Source organism: Variovorax sp. KK3, from assembly GCF_001984055.1.
Classification (GTDB): Bacteria; Pseudomonadota; Gammaproteobacteria; order Burkholderiales; family Burkholderiaceae_C; genus Variovorax.
Window position 1 is genome coordinate 1 of the sequence record NZ_LYVO01000071.1, and the last position, 14443, is coordinate 14443.

Consider the following 14443-nt stretch of genomic DNA (forward strand, 5'->3'; position numbering starts at 1 on the left):
CGGTTGCGCCGCCGCCCCCTCCAGCGCCGATCGCTCATCCGGTCCCGGCGTCCGTCGAGCCGCCCGCGCCCGCACGTAGCGGCTGGCTGGGCAAGCTCAAGGCCGGCCTGCGCAAGACCGGCAACGGCATCACCGCAGCCTTCGTCAACGCCCAGATCGACGACGAGCTCTACGAAGAACTCGAAGCTGCGCTACTGATGGCCGACACCGGCGTCAAAGCCACCGAATACCTGCTGGAAGACTTGCGCAAGCGTGTGCGCAGCAACATGGCCACCGATGCCTCCCAAGTCAAGGTGCTGCTGGCCGACGCGATCGCCGACCTGCTGCGTCCGCTCGAGAAAGCACTCGTCATCGGCGAGCACACGCCCACGGTGATCATGGTGGCGGGGGTCAACGGCGCCGGCAAGACCACCTCGATCGGCAAACTGACCCGGCACCTGTCCGGCGAGGGCGCTGCGGTACTGCTGGCGGCTGCGGACACCTTCCGGGCAGCGGCGCGCGAGCAACTGCTGGTCTGGGCCGACCGCAACACGGTCGAGATCGTGAGCCAGGAAGGCGGCGACCCGGCCGCGGTGAGCTTCGATGCCGTCAACGCCGGCAAGGCGCGCGGCAAGGACGTGGTGCTCGTCGACACTGCCGGCCGGCTGCCCACGCAGTTGCACCTGATGGACGAACTCAAGAAGATCAAACGCGTCGTCACGCGGGCGGAGGCCACCGCGCCGCACGAGATCCTGCTCGTCATCGACGGCAACACGGGCCAGAACGCGCTGGCCCAGGTCAAATCCTTCGACGAAGCGCTGGGGCTGACCGGGCTCGTCATCACCAAGCTGGACGGCACGGCCAAGGGCGGGGTGCTGTGCGCGATCGCGCGCGAGCGTCCGGTGCCGGTCTATTTCATCGGCGTCGGCGAGAAGCTGGAAGATCTGGAAACCTTCAACGCGCGCGAGTTCGCCCAGGCCTTGATGGGCTAGGGGCGGTCTGGCATCCTCGCCCGAGGACCGCAGAGCCCTTCAGGAGACAGCCATGCACAGCGCCGCCACGCCCCTCGAGGGTGCCGACCGCAAGGTCGACCGCCTGCTCGCCCACTACGGTGACAGTCACCGGAATCCGACCAACGAGGCGATTCACATGATCGCCATTCCCGCGATCATGTTGAGCATTCTCGGCCTGCTGTTCGTGCTGCACGCCTGGGCGGCCTATGTGATCGTGGGCGCCAGCCTCGTCTACTACCTGTCGCTGCGTTCCATTCCGTTCGTGCTGGCCATGGTCGTCTGCACCGGTCTGGCGCTGGCCGTGGTCCATGCGATGGGGAATCTTGTGTTCCCCATCAGCGCCACCATCTTCGTCGTCGCGTGGATCTTTCAGTTCGTCGGCCACAAGATCGAGGGCAGGAAGCCATCTTTTTTCGAAGACATCCAATACCTCTGGGTCGGCCCGCTTTTCGTGCTGTCCAGGCTGTTTCTTCGGCTCGGCATCCGCTGGTAGTCGAGAGACTTCCCGGGCACTGCTTCAGCCGCCGTCCTACCCCACCCGCTAGCGAGGCGGGCATAGGCTCTGCCTATCGTTTCCATTGGCAACTCGGGGGAACCCTTGCCTTAGCACTCACACTAACCGAGTGCTAACATGCCCCCGAACGAAGGAGTTTGCTCAATGACAGTACTGTCCGGAGCCCCCGCCAACCAGCTCGCCGTCGCCAACCCCTGGGCGATGGTTCCCTCGCTGGGTAACCTGGACGCCTATATTTCCGCCGCCAACCGGCTTCCCTTGCTGACGCAGGAGGAAGAACAGCGCTTCGCGCGTCGCCTGCGCGACGACAACGATCTGGAAGCTGCCGGTGCGCTCGTCTTGTCCCATCTGCGACTCGTCATTTCGATTTCCCGCCAATACCTTGGCTATGGGCTGCCGCACGGCGACCTGATCCAGGAAGGCAACGTCGGGCTGATGAAGGCGGTCAAGCGCTTCGATCCCGACCAGGGTGTGCGCCTGGTCAGCTATGCCATGCACTGGATCAAGGCCGAGATCCACGAGTACGTGTTGAAGAACTGGCGCATGGTCAAGGTCGCTACCACCAAGGCCCAGCGCAAGCTGTTCTTCAACCTTCGCTCGATGAAGCAGGGTTTCAAGGCCGATTCGGCCGACGGCGACACGCATCGCGACACCCTGAGCGCGGACGAGGTGTCGCAGGTGGCCACCCGCTTGAACGTCAAGCCCGAGGAAGTGCTCGAGATGGAAACCCGCATGTCGGGCGGCGACGTGCTGCTCGATCCGGGCCCCTCGGACGACGGCGATGAGGGCTTTGGTCCGATCGCCTACCTGGCCGATGGCTCCCAGGAGCCGACCGCTCAGCTCGAATCGCGTCAGCGCGACCGTTTGTCGACCGATGGCATCTCGACCGCCCTGGCGACCTTGGACGAGCGGAGCCGGCGCATCGTGGAAGAACGCTGGCTCAAGGTCAACGACGACGGTTCCGGCGGCATGACGCTGCACGACTTGGCCGCGGTTTACGGCGTGAGCGCTGAGCGCATTCGCCAGATCGAGGTCGCAGCGATGAAGAAGATGAAGAAGGCGCTGGCGGAATTCGCCTGAGCCCCGTCGCTCTCTCGCGAAAGAAAAAGCCCGGTTCGCCGGGCTTTTTGTTTGGGCGTGCGGCGCGCCGCGGTCGCCGCTTCAGGCCGACTTGAGCAGCAGCTTCAGATCGGACACCATGGCCGGCACCCCCGCGCCGTAGCGCGAATACAAGCGCAATCGGCCCTCGGTGTCGTAGATGAAGCTCGCGGCCGAATGGTCCATTGAATAGCTGGTCGGGGTCTTGCCTTCGACCTTCTTGTAGTAGACCTTGTAGTCCTTGGTCACCGAGGCGAGTTGCTCCGGCGTCGGGATCAGCGCGACAAAGGCCGGGTCGAAGGCGCCCATGTAGGCTTTCATCACTTCGGGCGTGTCGCGCTCCGGGTCGACCGTGACGAAGACGACCTGGAGCTTGTCGCCATCGCTGCCGAGTTGCTGCTTGACCTGCGCCATTTCGGTCATCGTGGTGGGGCAGACGTCGGGGCACTGGGCGTAGCCGAAGAACATCACGACCACCTTGCCCTTGAAGTCGGCCAGCGTGCGCTGCTTGCCATCGGCATCGGTCAACGAGAACCCCTTGGCATAGTCGGCGCCCGTGATGTCGACGGCAGTGAAGCTGGGCTTGTTCTCCGAGCAGGCCACCAGAGCCGACCCGGCAGCCGCGCCGAAGCCCGTGAGTGCCAGGAGCCGCAGCACCTGCCGCTTGTTCATCGATTCGTTCATCGCAAGTAGTGGTCGATCAGCAGCGCCGCGAAGAGCACGCTGAGGTGGATCAGGGAGAAGCGGAATGTCTTGCGCGCCAACTGGTCCGAGTAACGGCGCCACAGCGCGAATGCATAGCCCGTGAAGCCGATGCTCACCGCCACCGCCACCGCCAGATAGAGCCAACCGCTCATGCCGTAGATGAACGGCATGAGGCACGCGGCGAAAAGAATGAAGGTGTAGAGCAGCACCTGCAGGCGCGTGAACTCGTTGCCGTGCGTGACCGGAAGCATCGGCAGGCCGGCCTTGCGGTAGTCCTCCACGCGGTAGAGCGCGAGCGCCCAGAAGTGCGGCGGCGTCCACAGGAAGATGATCAGGAAGAGGATCAGCGCCTCCGGCCCGACCTCGCCCGTCATCGCGGCCCAGCCCAGCACCGGCGGCATGGCACCGGAGGCCCCGCCGATCACGATGTTTTGTGGCGTCAGGGGCTTGAGGATCACGGTGTAGATGACGGCATAACCGACGAAGGTCGCGAAGGTGAGCCACATCGTCAGCGGGTTCACCGCGAACCAGAGCACCGCCGAACCCACGGAACACAGCAGCGCCGAAAACAGCAGGGCCTGCCGGTCGCTGAGTTCGCCTCGGGCAGTGGGCCGCCATGCGGTGCGCTTCATCTTGGCGTCGATGCCCTTCTCGACCAGGCAGTTGAAGGCAGCCGCCGCCCCCGCCACCAGCCAAATGCCGAGGCAACCCACCACGATGCGCTGTGCCTCGGCCAAGCTGGGCAGAACGGGCACCGCCAGCACCATGCCGATCAGCGCGCAGAACACGATGAGCTGGACCACGCGCGGCTTGGTGAGCGCATAGAACTGGCGCATCACGCTGGACGTGCCGTGGCTGTGGACCGAGGCCTTGGCGTCGGAAACGGCCCGATTCCTCATGCCGCCTCCATCCCGGTGCCGCGTGCCCGCGCGCCCGCGGAAACGAAGGCGCCGGCGCGCCGGCTTTCGCACAGCGACCAGGTCAGCACCACCGCCATGGCGGCGGCACCGCCGGTGTGCAGCACGGCAGCGATCAGGGGCCAACCCAGCAGCACATTGCCCAGGCCGGTCGCCAACTGCAGCAGCGCCAGGCCCGCCAGCCAACGGGCCTGCGGGCGCAGCGTCGCCACGCGGCGCAAGCGCCAGACCAGCACGCCGAGCGCGATGAAGACAAGGTACGCCATGAGCCGATGCACGTAATGGATCGCCGTCAGGGCCGCGAAGTCGATCGCCGTGCCGCCACCGCCCTCGCCGAGCGAGCGCCAGATGCGGAAGCCGTCCGTGAAATTCATGGCAGGCCACCAACTGCCCTGGCAGGTCGGAAACTGGGTGCAGGCCAGTACCGCATAGTTGGTGCTGACCCAGCCACCGAGCGCGATCTGAAGGAGCAGCAGTGCGCTGACCCCGAACAGCAACGCGCGCAGCGTCGGCGACACCGGCGCCGGTTGACGGCCCGCCGCCGCTTGACGGTATCGAACGGCCTGGATGCAAAGCAGTGACAGCAGCACGATCGCGCCCAACAGGTGCAAGGTGACGATCGCGGGGTAGAGCTTCCACGTCACGGTCAGCGCGCCGAACGCCCCCTGCAGGCACACCCACACCAACGTGGCCGCCGGCCACCAAGCGCTCAAAGGTCGTTCGCCATGGTGAGCTTCATTCCGCTGACGTCGGCGCGCCACCCAGGTGGCCACCGCCAACACGAGGATCAGGAAACCGACGCCGGTCGCCAGATACCGATGCACCATCTCCACCCAGGCCTTGCTGTGCGTGACCGGGCCCGTGGGCTGCGCCGCCTGCGCCATCGCGATGTCGTGCCGCGCACCGAAGGGACTGGCATTGCCGTAGCAGCCGGGCCAGTCGGGGCACCCCAGGCCGGAATCGGTGAGCCGGGTGAAGGCGCCGAACAGTGTGAGATCGAAGGTGAGAAACAGCGTCAGCACCGTCAGCAGATGCAAGCGTCGAGCTGCACCATGCCCTGCGCTGCGCCGCCACACCCAGAACAGCGGCCCGAGCGCCAGCAACACCCCCACGGCCAGAAGCCAGGCGATGGGCGTGAGGTCGTAGAGCGAGGTCGTGTCCATGCGGCGGTTGTTGCCGGGGTTAGCGGCCGGCTTCGTCCCACGACGAAGAAGCGCGCAGCAGGCGATCGAGATCGCGCTTGGCGCGGCCCGCGCCGGCGTTGTCCATTCGCGCGGGAAAACGCATCATCCAGTTGCCCATGGGGTCGACCACGTAGAAATGCTCCGCAAGCGCATGGCCGGATTCCGGTGCGAGCCACTTCGCCAGCTGCACCGCCGGCACGCGAAGCACGGTCGCGCCGTGCAGGCCGTTGTCCAGGCGCGCAGGAACGGGCGACGCGTCGCTCACCAGCCAGACGCGGTCCAGCCGGTCCTTCTCGCGGCCCAGGCTTTCGCGCAGCTGGCGCTGCAGGTAGAGCTGCTGCTCGCACAAGGCATCGCAGGCCGCATCGGCGACCGTGACCAGCAGCCACTGGCCCTTGAGCGAAGAAAGCGGCACCGGCCTGCCCTCGCGCGACGTCGCCACGATGTCGGGCATGGTGCGCTGCGGGTCGATGAGTTGGCCGTAGACGCTGCGCCCTTCCGGCCGGATCACGTAGTAGGTGAAGTAAGAGGCGATGACCGGCGCCGCGCAGCTCAGCAGGACCAGGATCATCTTCCAGCGGCCGACCACCGTCCGGCGCCCCTCCGCGCCGTCGAGCGCCTGGCGCGGCGACGGCATGGAGTGCACCGTCAGGCCGAGCGGCTCGTCAGCCGCGGCGGAGACGGCGCGCGCGGCGGTAGGGGGCGATGAGTTGAAACCAGACATAAAGGATGACGACGAGGGATGCGAGCCCGAACCACTGGAATGCATAGCCGTAGTGCTTTTCGATGCCCAGCGCGGGCACTGGCCAGTCGCGCTGGAGGCCCTCGGAGGCCACACCGGTCTGCAGCAGCGAGACGTCGGTCCGCAGAGGCAGGGCGGTATCGGCCCGGAACGCTTCCAGGTCGAGATTCTGCCGGATGGGTGAAGACCCCGCGGATGCGGCGGGCGCCGGCGCGTCCTTGCCCAACTCGAACAGGTGGGCGGGCGGGGGCGCGATGCGCACCGTCACGTCGACGAGGCCGCTCGGTGTCTCGATCGGCGCGAGTTGCGCCCGGTCCGTGAAATTTCGCTGGATCCAGCCGCGTTGCACCAGCACGGTCACGTTGCTGTCTTCGAGCGCGAAGGGCGTCAACACGTAGAAGCCGGGCACGCCATGCATCTGCCGGTTGTCCAGGTAGACGGTATGCGGCGCCAGCCAGAGGCCGCGCAGATGCACGGGCCGGTGCATGGCTTCCGTGGCCGGGTCGAGCGCGAGGAACTCGCCTTGGCTGAGCGGTGGCAGGCTCTTGCGCGCCTCGATCTGCGCCTGCAGGGCTTCCTTCTGGGCGGCGCGGGAGAGTTGCCAGCGACCGAGCGATACGGTGGTGGCCAGCATCGCCAAGGCCGCCAGGGTGACGATCCAGAACCGGCCGGTGCGCCGGCGCGGTACTGCCCCGACCTTGTCGCCTATGGCAGGGGTCTCCTGCCCAGGCCGATAATCGCCGTCATGAAATACCTTGTCGCCCTGGCCTTCATCGGCATCCTGGCGAGCCTCGGTGTCGCGCTTTTCTTCATGCTGAGGGACGGCCGCGAAGGCCGGGCCAAGAGCGGCGGCATGGTGCGCGCCCTCACCGTGCGGATCGGCCTGTCCGTGGTTTTGTTCCTGTGCCTGTTGCTGGCCTGGAAGCTCGGCTACATCCAGCCGGGGGGACTCCCGCTCGGCAAGTAGGTCGTGCTCGTTCCACAACCTCCATGAAAAAAGCGCCTGGCGGCGCTTTTTTGTCGTGCCGTTGGAACCGCTCAAAGCCAGTAGACCAGGAAGTACAGGCCGAGCCACACCACGTCGACGAAGTGCCAGTACCAGGCCGCCCCCTCGAAGCCGAAGTGACGTTCCGCCGTGAAATGGCCGCTGCGCAGGCGCAGCGTGATGAACAGGAGCATCAGCATGCCGATGAACACGTGCAGGCCGTGGAAGCCGGTCAGCATGAAGAAGGTCGAGCCGTAGGCGCCGGAGCTGAGCTTGAGGTTCAGCTCGGTGTAGAGGTGGTAGTACTCGTAGCCCTGCACACCCAGGAAGATCGCACCCAGCAGCACGGTGACCCACATGAAGCGGATGGCCTGGGCACGGTGGTCGGCACGCAGCGCGTGGTGAGCGATGGTCAGCGTGACGCCGGAGCTCAACAGCAGCGCGGTGTTGATGGTCGGCAGCCAGAAGGGCCCGACGGTCTGGAAGGGCTCGATGATGTCGGCCGGCGAACCGGTGGCGCCAGCGGCCAGCGTCGGCCACACTGCCTTGAAGTCGGGCCACAGCAGTGCGTTGTCGAGGCTGCCGAGCGTGGGCAGTGCGTGGGTACGGGCCCACCACAGCGCAGTGAAGAAGGCGCCGAAGAACATCACTTCGGAGAAGATGAACCAGCTCATGCTCCAGCGGAACGACAGGTCGACCTTGTGGCCGTACTGCCCGCTCTCGCTCTCGGCGATGGACGTGCGAAACCAGACGAACAGAGTGCCCAGCCACCACACCATGCCGATCAGCAACGACCAAGCGCCCCACTGGTGGCCGTTGATCCACTGCGCCGCGCCGAAGATCACGAAGAGCAGGCCGATCGCGGCCATGACTGGGTAGGCCGATGGCCCGGGCACGAAGTAGTAAGGCGTGGTGCCGTGGGTGGTTGAACTCATATCAGGTCCTGGTTTTCTTCTGTAATGGGCTTCGATGTCGGGGCAGGTTCCGTTCGTCCTTGGGTCAAGGCGCGACGACGAACTTCACGAGGAGGATCAGACCGACCACGAACAGGATGGCGGCCACGATGCCGACCGCCACGATGTGCAGAGGCGACAGGCGGGCGATGTCTTCCTGGTAGGCGCTGTTCTTGCGCACGCCGAAAAAGCCCCAGGCCACCGCCTTCACGGTGCGAAGAAGGGAGCCCTTGCGCGGCGGCGTGTCGGCCATGATCACGAGCGCGGCTCCACGGTCGGCGCCGGTGCGGCAGAGTTGGCAGCCACGGGCGCCGCGGGCGTCTTGCCGCCCACCTCGAAGAAGGTGTACGACAGCGTGATCGTCTTGACGTCCTTCGAGATCTTCGGGTCGATCACGAAGGCGACGGGCCACTGCTTCTTTTCACCCGCTTCGAGCGTGTACTGGTTGAAGCAGAAGCACTCGAGCTTGTTGAAATACGGCGCAGCCTGCTGCGGTGCGTAGCTCGGGATGGCCTGCGCGGCCATGCGGCGGTTCTGCACGTTCTGGAATTCGTACATCACCGTGTTGAGCTGGCCTGGATGAACCTCCATCGAGCGTTGCGCAGGCTTGAAGTCCCACAGCCCGCGCACGTTGGCATCGAACTCGACGGTGATGGTGCGGCTCGTGTCGACCTGCGTGTTGTCGGGCACGCGAACGTTCCTGCCGCCGCTGGCGCCGCCCGGCACCTCGAGTTCGGACAGGGCCAGGATGTTGATGCCGGTCATCTCGCAGATCGCGCGGTACAACGGCACCAGCGCGTAACCGAAGGCGAACATGCCACAGGCGACCACGGCCAGCTTGCCGACCATTCGGACGTTTGCGCTGCGGATGCGTTGACCCATGCCCATCGTCGTCTCGTTCCGGGCTCAGTGGCCTAGCCAGAGCATGCGCACGACGAAGCCGATGAAGAAGATCGCGGCGATGGAGGCCAGCGTGAGCCCCATGCGGCGGTTGTTTCTCTTTTGCTCGGGCGTCATCGCGGTCTGTCCTGTCATCGCGCGCTCAGCCGATCACCTTGGTGGCGGTCGCGTCGAGCTTCGGCGGCGTTTCGAACGTGTGGAAAGGCGCGGGCGACGGCACTTCCCATTCGAGGCCTTCGGCGGCTTCCCACGGCTTCTGCGGCGCCTTCTCGCCCTTGCCCATCATGTTCGGCAGGACGATGAAGAAGAAGAAATACACCTGCGCCAGGCCGAATGCAAAGGCGCCGACCGAGGCCAACGCGTTGAAGTCGGCGAACTGCATCGGGTAGTCGGCATAGCGGCGCGGCATGCCTGCCAGGCCCAGGAAGTGCATCGGGAAGAAGGTGACGTTGAACGAGATCAGCGACCACCAGAAGTGGATCTTGCCGCGCGTCTCGTCGTACATCACGCCGGTCCACTTGGGCGCCCAGTAGTAGTAGCCCGCGAACATCGCATAGAGCGAGCCGGCGACCAGCACGTAGTGGAAGTGGGCCACGACGTAATAGGTGTCCTGCAACTGGATGTCGATCGGCGCCACAGCCAGGATCAGGCCAGTGAAGCCGCCCATGGTGAACACGAAAATGAAGCCCACCGCGAACAGCATCGGCGTCTCGAAAGTCATCGAGCCCTGCCACATCGTCGCGATCCAGTTGAAGATCTTCACTGCCGTCGGCACCGCGATCAGCATGGTCGCGTACATGAAGAAGAGCTGGCCCGTCACCGGCATGCCGGTGGTGAACATGTGGTGCGCCCACACGATGAAGGACAGGATCGCGATCGACGAGGTGGCGTACACCATCGATGCATAGCCGAACAGGCGCTTGCGCGAGAAGGCCGGCACGATCTGGCTGATGATGCCGAAGGCCGGCAAGATCATGATGTACACCTCGGGATGGCCGAAGAACCAGAAGATGTGCTGGTACATCACCGGGTCGCCGCCACCCGCGGGGCTGAAGAAGCTGGTGCCGAAGTGGCGGTCGGTCAGCGTCATCGTGATGGCGCCGGCCAGCACGGGCATCACGGCGATCAGCAGGTAGGCGGTGATGAGCCAGGTCCAGCAGAACATCGGCATCTTCATCAGCGTCATGCCGGGAGCGCGCATGTTGAGGATGGTCACGATGATGTTGATCGAGCCCATGATCGACGAGGCGCCCATGATGTGCATCGCGAAGATGCCGGCGTCCATCGAGGGGCCCATCTGCAGCGTGAGCGGCGCGTAGAGCGTCCAGCCGGCCGCAGGCGCGCCGCCGGGCATGAAGAACGAGCCGACCAGCATGAGTGCCGCGGGAATCAGCAGCCAGAAGCTGAAGTTGTTCATGCGCGCGAAAGCCATGTCGGAGGCGCCCACCTGCAGCGGGATCATCCAGTTCGCGAAGCCCACGAAAGCCGGCATGATCGCGCCGAACACCATGATCAGCCCGTGCATGGTGGTGAACTGGTTGAAGAGTTCGGGGTTCACCAGCTGCAGCCCGGGCTGGAACAGCTCGGCGCGGATCATCAGCGCCAGCACGCCGCCCACCATCAGCATGGTGAACGAGAACAGCAGGTACAGCGTGCCGATGTCCTTGTGGTTCGTCGCGAACACCCAGCGGCGCCAGCCGGTCGGCGCGTGGTGGTGCTCGTCGTGGGCATGGTCGCCGTGGCCGGGGGCGTGGCCGTGGGGATCGATGACTGCGCTCATTCTGGTATTCCTTGCTATCTCTTCGTCGTGAGGTGGTGCGGACGGCTTACTTGCCGCGCTGCGCCAACACCTCGGCCGGCTGAATCAGCTGGCCCGTCTTGTTCGACCAGCTGTTCTTGGTGTAGCTCGCCACGGCGGCGATGTCCGTGTCGCTCAGCTGCTTCCACGAGGGCATGGCGCCGTTGTTCTGCCCGTTCAGGAGCACGAGGATCTGCTTGGCGTGGTCGGCGTCGAGCACCACGGCCGAGCCGTCGAGCGGCTTGATCGGGCCGGCGCCCTTGCCGTTGGCCTGGTGGCAGGCGGCGCAGTTGGACGCGTACACCTTCTCGCCGCGGGCCATGATGTCCGGCAGGGTCCAGACCTTGTTCGGGTCGTCCTGCTTGGCGGCCGCTTCCTTGCGCTTGCCGTCGACCCAGGCGGTGTAGTCGGCCTTCGAAACCACCTTCACGTGGATCGGCATGTAGGCGTGCTCCTTGCCGCAGAGCTCCTGGCACTGGCCGTAATAGTCGCCCACCTTTTCGGCGCGGAACCAGGTGTCGCGTACGAAGCCCGGAATGGCGTCCTGCTTGATGCCCAACTGCGGCACGGCGAAAGCGTGGATCACGTCATTGGCCGTGGTGATGATGCGGACCTTGGTGTCGATCGGCACCACCATGGGGTTGTCGACCTTCAGCAGATAGTCGACGGGCACGTCGCCCTTGGCGCCGGCGTCGGACAGGGCGCGATGCGAGCTGTCGAGCGTGGAGATGAAGGCCAGGCCCTCGCCCTCGCCCTTGATGTAGTCGTAACCCCACTTCCACTGGTAGCCGGTGGTCTTGATGGTCAGGTCGGCGTTGGTGGTGTCCTTCTGGGCCACCAGCACCTTGGTAGCAGGCAGCGCCATCAGGATCACGATGATGAAGGGCACGATGGTCCAGATGACCTCGACCACCACCGACTCGTGGAAGTTGGCGGCCTTGTGGCCCACCGACTTGCGGTGCTTCCAGATCGAATAGAACATCACCGCGAAAACCGCGATGAAGATCACCGTGCACAACACCATCATGGCGTTGTGCAGGAAGTATTGCTCTTCGGCGATCTTGGTGACGCCGACCGGAAGATTGAGCTGACGCACCGACGGACCACCGGGCAGGTCTTCGACCGCATGCGCCACGCCGCTCCACGCCGCGCCGGCTGCCAGCAGCAGATTCGCCGGCCAGAACTTGTTGCGCCAATTGCTCTTCATCGTGTTCACTTCTCGATTTTTCCAGTTAACCCCACCGGTCCCCACGGTGCCGCACGGTACGAAACGCCCTCAGGCGCCGCGCAATGCCATGCGGATCTCGCGCGCCAGCGCCGCGCGCAACTCCGGGCGCACATAGCGCCCCACCTTGACCGAACGACCCTGTCCCGAGACTTCGATCAGCGAACGGTCGCTGATCTGCGGCTCGATCCGCACCTGGTGCGGCAAGAATTCAGTGCGCTCGTAGTGCCCGCCATTCTCGAGCTCGACGACGAGACGGCCGCCCTGCAGCGCGATGCGTTCGCCGTCGGCGGCATGGCGGGCATAGAGCAGGAAGGCGAAGCCGACGGCACCGAGTTCCAGCCAGGCGAAGGGCAGCACGAGCGGCGCGCCATGGACCCAGAAGACCGTGCCGATGCCCAACGACACCACGCAAAGCGATGCGTAGAGCCAGCCGAGCTGGCTCGGCGTGATCGAACAGTTGCGCTTCAGGAACCAGTGGATGTTCTGGCCTGAGACGGTGGCAAAGCGAAACACGGAATTCGACACGGTCTGGGGCGAGTTCTGCAAATCGGTGTGCGTCGATCGCCTTCAAACCATGTCCGACAGGCCTCGATCACGGGACAATCCCCGGGGTTCACGCAACGGCGGATTGTAGCGGCTGATCCGGCCTGTTCATTTGACCGCGCCGTCACGCGTCACCTCGATCGCCCAGCGACCCCGAACCCATTGGGGAAACACCCGAATCGGGGAGCCTGGAGGGCGGCTATCCACCGGGCCGGCCACGCTGGAGCATCGACCGCATCTCCCGCAGCGACACGGCACTCTCGGCCGCCAGGGCGACACGCGGCGCGGGCTTGAAGGCATGGCCGTAGATGATCTCGAAGGTCAGCGCGATGCGACCCGCTCCCTCGGCGGACAGGGCCACCTCCGGCAATGCACGGCGCAGCGTCCGGTGCCAGGTGCGCCCTCGCAGCGTCGAAAAGCGCGCCCGGTGCAGGTTGCGGCCCAGCGTGCGCAGTTCGGCCAGCGCCGCCTCGGCCGTCGGCCAGGTCAGCACGATGCGCTCCATGTCCATCACCGGCTCGGCGAACCCGGCGTGCACCAGCATGTCGCCCCAGTCGTGCATGTCGGTGAATTCGTGGCTGGCCGGTGGCCAGCCCAGGCGCTCGTGCAGCATGCGCAGCTCGCGCACGGTGTCGGGCCCGAAGCAGGAAAACATCAGGAAGCCGTCGGTCGCCACCAGCCGGTGCCAGCGCGCGATCAGTGCTTCGGGGTCGGCCGCCATGTGCAGCGCCATGTTGGCCCACAGCAGGTCGACGCCTTCCTCGGGCGGCGCATCGAAGCTCGGGCGGCCGCCCTGCCAGCGCCGCGCGCTCCACCAGGGTGCGGCCAGCGCCTCGCGGGTGGGCGCCGCGAGGGTCGGCTCCGCTTCGACCACGTAGACCGCGGCATCCCGATACCGTTTGGCCACGAGCGCATGCGCCTCCAGCCCGCCGCGCAAAGGCGACCAGCCGGCCCAGTGGCGCGGCTTGGCCTTGATCCATTGCAGGCGCTCCTCCATGCGGCGGCCGATTTCCTCGTGCAGCCACGGTGAACCGCCGTCCGGCACCAGGCGAGCCCAGCGAGCGGCGGCCGCGGCATCGATGGTCGGCGGGCGCTGTGGGGGATCGGTGGCCATGGGGCGCTCAGTATATTGAGCCATGCTCAGACTCTGGCGCCACCGCCTTTCCAGCTCTTCCCGCTCTTCGCTCTCGTCCCTGCTCGATCGCGTGCCGAGCCAGTGCGCCGTCTGCCGCGCATGGCCCGCACGGCCCGTGTGCGATGCCTGCGTGACCCGCTTCGCGCCGCTCGTCACGCGCTGCGGGCGATGCGCCCTGCCCTTGCCGGCAGGCGTCGCGCATTGCGGCGAGTGCATCACGCGTCCGCCGCCGCTCGATGCCTGTCTGGCGGCTTGTGCCTATGCCTGGCCTTGGCCCGACTGCATCGCGCAGTTCAAGTTCCAGGGGCGCGCCGGATGGGCGGCGCCGCTGGCCACGCTGCTGCGCAGCGCGCCCTGGGTCGAGCCGGCCCTGGAGCAGGCCGACCTGGTGTTGCCGATGCCGCTGGCGACGGGCCGGCTGCGCGAGCGGGGCTTCAATCAGGCCCACGAGTTGGCGCGCCGCCTGGCGCCGGGCAAGACCGATGCGCGGCTGCTGCTGCGCATCCGCGAGACGCCCGCACAGAGCGGCCTGTCACGCGCCGAACGGCTGCGCAACCTGCAGGGCGCCTTCGCGCTGGAGCCGCTGCGTGCGGAGGCGGTGCGCGGGCGGCGCATCGTGCTGGTCGACGACGTGATGACCAGCGGCGCATCGCTTTTCTCGGCGGCACAGGTGCTGCGCACCGGTGGTGCCGCACACATCACGGCGATCGTGCTGGCGCGCACGGAGTTGCCGGCCGCGGGCTGAGGAC

General features: G+C 66.1%; 18 protein-coding genes. 5 read left to right on the top strand and 13 right to left on the bottom strand.

The window, feature by feature from the left end; all coding sequences use genetic code 11:
• The 3 genes from ftsY to rpoH form a co-directional block, all read left to right on the top strand.
• Positions 1–971: signal recognition particle-docking protein FtsY (ftsY, locus tag B0W80_RS26255; protein WP_306171876.1), on the top strand; the 971-nt coding region annotated here is incomplete at its 5' end.
• Positions 972–1023: 52 nt separating this feature from the next.
• Positions 1024–1485, top strand: coding sequence for a DUF962 domain-containing protein (locus tag B0W80_RS26260; protein WP_077002103.1), 462 nt, complete (start codon positions 1024–1026; stop codon positions 1483–1485).
• Between the two features lie 165 nt (positions 1486–1650).
• Positions 1651–2586 (top strand): RNA polymerase sigma factor RpoH, encoded by a 936-nt coding sequence (gene rpoH, locus B0W80_RS26265; RefSeq protein WP_077002104.1) that lies wholly within the window; start codon positions 1651–1653, stop codon positions 2584–2586.
• Between the two features lie 81 nt (positions 2587–2667).
• Here the strand turns inward: rpoH and B0W80_RS26270 are convergent, their stop codons facing one another.
• From B0W80_RS26270 to B0W80_RS26290, 5 genes are read right to left on the bottom strand one after another with little or no spacing between them, the layout of a single operon-like run.
• On the bottom strand, positions 2668–3276 hold the full coding sequence (locus B0W80_RS26270) for an SCO family protein (protein WP_179107031.1): 609 nt from the start codon (positions 3274–3276) through the stop codon (positions 2668–2670).
• Positions 3277–3284: 8 nt separating this feature from the next.
• The gene (cyoE, locus tag B0W80_RS26275; protein ID WP_077002106.1) at positions 3285–4208 is read right to left on the bottom strand and encodes a heme o synthase; all 924 of its coding nucleotides are present in this window, start codon (positions 4206–4208) and stop codon (positions 3285–3287) included.
• Positions 4205–5389, bottom strand: a complete 1185-nt coding sequence (locus B0W80_RS26280) for a heme A synthase (protein ID WP_077002107.1) — start codon at positions 5387–5389, stop codon at positions 4205–4207. The genes cyoE and B0W80_RS26280 overlap by 4 nt, the downstream gene beginning before the upstream one ends.
• Positions 5390–5408: 19 nt before the next feature.
• Positions 5409–6134 (bottom strand): hypothetical protein, encoded by a 726-nt coding sequence (locus B0W80_RS26285; protein ID WP_077002108.1) that lies wholly within the window; start codon positions 6132–6134, stop codon positions 5409–5411.
• Positions 6076–6786 carry an SURF1 family protein gene (locus tag B0W80_RS26290; protein ID WP_083745649.1) on the bottom strand — a complete coding sequence of 237 codons (711 nt, stop codon included), beginning with the start codon at positions 6784–6786 and terminating at the stop codon, positions 6076–6078. Before B0W80_RS26290 ends, B0W80_RS26285 begins: the two co-directional genes overlap by 59 nt.
• A 111-nt stretch (positions 6787–6897) precedes the next feature.
• Here B0W80_RS26290 and B0W80_RS26295 point away from each other — a divergent pair, with 111 nt between their 5' ends.
• The gene (locus B0W80_RS26295; RefSeq protein ID WP_077002143.1) at positions 6898–7119 is read left to right on the top strand and encodes a twin transmembrane helix small protein; all 222 of its coding nucleotides are present in this window, start codon (positions 6898–6900) and stop codon (positions 7117–7119) included.
• A gap of 71 nt (positions 7120–7190) precedes the next feature.
• On the opposite strand, the gene B0W80_RS26300 is transcribed toward B0W80_RS26295, so the two are convergent.
• From B0W80_RS26300 to B0W80_RS26330, 8 genes are all read right to left on the bottom strand, one after another.
• Positions 7191–8072, bottom strand: coding sequence for a cytochrome c oxidase subunit 3 (locus B0W80_RS26300; RefSeq protein WP_077002109.1), 882 nt, complete (start codon positions 8070–8072; stop codon positions 7191–7193).
• Between the two features lie 64 nt (positions 8073–8136).
• Positions 8137–8343: a DUF2970 domain-containing protein gene (locus B0W80_RS26305; RefSeq protein WP_077002144.1), complete on the bottom strand. Its 207-nt coding sequence runs from the start codon at positions 8341–8343 to the stop codon at positions 8137–8139.
• Between the two features lie 2 nt (positions 8344–8345).
• Entirely contained in the window at positions 8346–8978 is a 633-nt protein-coding gene (locus B0W80_RS26310; RefSeq protein ID WP_077002110.1) for a cytochrome c oxidase assembly protein, read from the bottom strand.
• An 18-nt stretch (positions 8979–8996) separates the two neighbouring features.
• On the bottom strand, positions 8997–9107 hold the full coding sequence (locus B0W80_RS36030) for a cytochrome oxidase small assembly protein (RefSeq protein ID WP_218668952.1): 111 nt from the start codon (positions 9105–9107) through the stop codon (positions 8997–8999).
• Between the two features lie 25 nt (positions 9108–9132).
• A complete protein-coding gene (ctaD, locus tag B0W80_RS26315; RefSeq protein WP_077002111.1) occupies positions 9133–10770 on the bottom strand; it encodes a cytochrome c oxidase subunit I in 1638 nt (545 codons plus the stop codon).
• 46 nt (positions 10771–10816) lie between these two features.
• The gene (gene coxB, locus B0W80_RS26320; protein ID WP_077002112.1) at positions 10817–11995 is read right to left on the bottom strand and encodes a cytochrome c oxidase subunit II; all 1179 of its coding nucleotides are present in this window, start codon (positions 11993–11995) and stop codon (positions 10817–10819) included.
• 69 nt (positions 11996–12064) lie between these two features.
• Positions 12065–12541 (bottom strand): DUF2244 domain-containing protein, encoded by a 477-nt coding sequence (locus B0W80_RS26325; protein WP_077002145.1) that lies wholly within the window; start codon positions 12539–12541, stop codon positions 12065–12067.
• Between the two features lie 217 nt (positions 12542–12758).
• Positions 12759–13673: a biotin synthase gene (locus B0W80_RS26330; RefSeq protein ID WP_077002113.1), complete on the bottom strand. Its 915-nt coding sequence runs from the start codon at positions 13671–13673 to the stop codon at positions 12759–12761.
• A 22-nt stretch (positions 13674–13695) separates the two neighbouring features.
• Here B0W80_RS26330 and B0W80_RS26335 point away from each other — a divergent pair, with 22 nt between their 5' ends.
• Positions 13696–14439, top strand: a complete 744-nt coding sequence (locus B0W80_RS26335) for a ComF family protein (RefSeq protein WP_077002114.1) — start codon at positions 13696–13698, stop codon at positions 14437–14439.
• The last annotated feature ends 4 nt before the right edge of the window (positions 14440–14443 follow it).

Excerpts from the sequence above, each read along its gene's own strand:
- B0W80_RS26270 (WP_179107031.1), bottom strand. The coding sequence starts at position 3,276 with ATGAACAAGCGGCAGGTGCTGCGGCTCCTGGCACTCACGGGCTTCGGC.
- B0W80_RS26290 (WP_083745649.1), bottom strand. The coding sequence starts at position 6,786 with ATGCTGGCCACCACCGTATCGCTCGGTCGCTGGCAACTCTCCCGCGCC.
- B0W80_RS36030 (WP_218668952.1), bottom strand. The coding sequence starts at position 9,107 with ATGACGCCCGAGCAAAAGAGAAACAACCGCCGCATGGGGCTCACGCTG.
- B0W80_RS26330 (WP_077002113.1), bottom strand. The coding sequence starts at position 13,673 with ATGGCCACCGATCCCCCACAGCGCCCGCCGACCATCGATGCCGCGGCC.
- cyoE (WP_077002106.1), bottom strand. The coding sequence starts at position 4,208 with ATGAGGAATCGGGCCGTTTCCGACGCCAAGGCCTCGGTCCACAGCCAC.
- B0W80_RS26260 (WP_077002103.1), top strand. The coding sequence starts at position 1,024 with ATGCACAGCGCCGCCACGCCCCTCGAGGGTGCCGACCGCAAGGTCGAC.
- B0W80_RS26310 (WP_077002110.1), bottom strand. The coding sequence starts at position 8,978 with ATGGGCATGGGTCAACGCATCCGCAGCGCAAACGTCCGAATGGTCGGC.
- B0W80_RS26335 (WP_077002114.1), top strand. The coding sequence starts at position 13,696 with ATGCTCAGACTCTGGCGCCACCGCCTTTCCAGCTCTTCCCGCTCTTCG.
- B0W80_RS26280 (WP_077002107.1), bottom strand. The coding sequence starts at position 5,389 with ATGGACACGACCTCGCTCTACGACCTCACGCCCATCGCCTGGCTTCTG.
- B0W80_RS26300 (WP_077002109.1), bottom strand. The coding sequence starts at position 8,072 with ATGAGTTCAACCACCCACGGCACCACGCCTTACTACTTCGTGCCCGGG.
- rpoH (WP_077002104.1), top strand. The coding sequence starts at position 1,651 with ATGACAGTACTGTCCGGAGCCCCCGCCAACCAGCTCGCCGTCGCCAAC.
- ctaD (WP_077002111.1), bottom strand. The coding sequence starts at position 10,770 with ATGAGCGCAGTCATCGATCCCCACGGCCACGCCCCCGGCCACGGCGAC.
- B0W80_RS26305 (WP_077002144.1), bottom strand. The coding sequence starts at position 8,343 with ATGGCCGACACGCCGCCGCGCAAGGGCTCCCTTCTTCGCACCGTGAAG.
- coxB (WP_077002112.1), bottom strand. The coding sequence starts at position 11,995 with ATGAAGAGCAATTGGCGCAACAAGTTCTGGCCGGCGAATCTGCTGCTG.
- B0W80_RS26285 (WP_077002108.1), bottom strand. The coding sequence starts at position 6,134 with ATGTCTGGTTTCAACTCATCGCCCCCTACCGCCGCGCGCGCCGTCTCC.
- B0W80_RS26295 (WP_077002143.1), top strand. The coding sequence starts at position 6,898 with ATGAAATACCTTGTCGCCCTGGCCTTCATCGGCATCCTGGCGAGCCTC.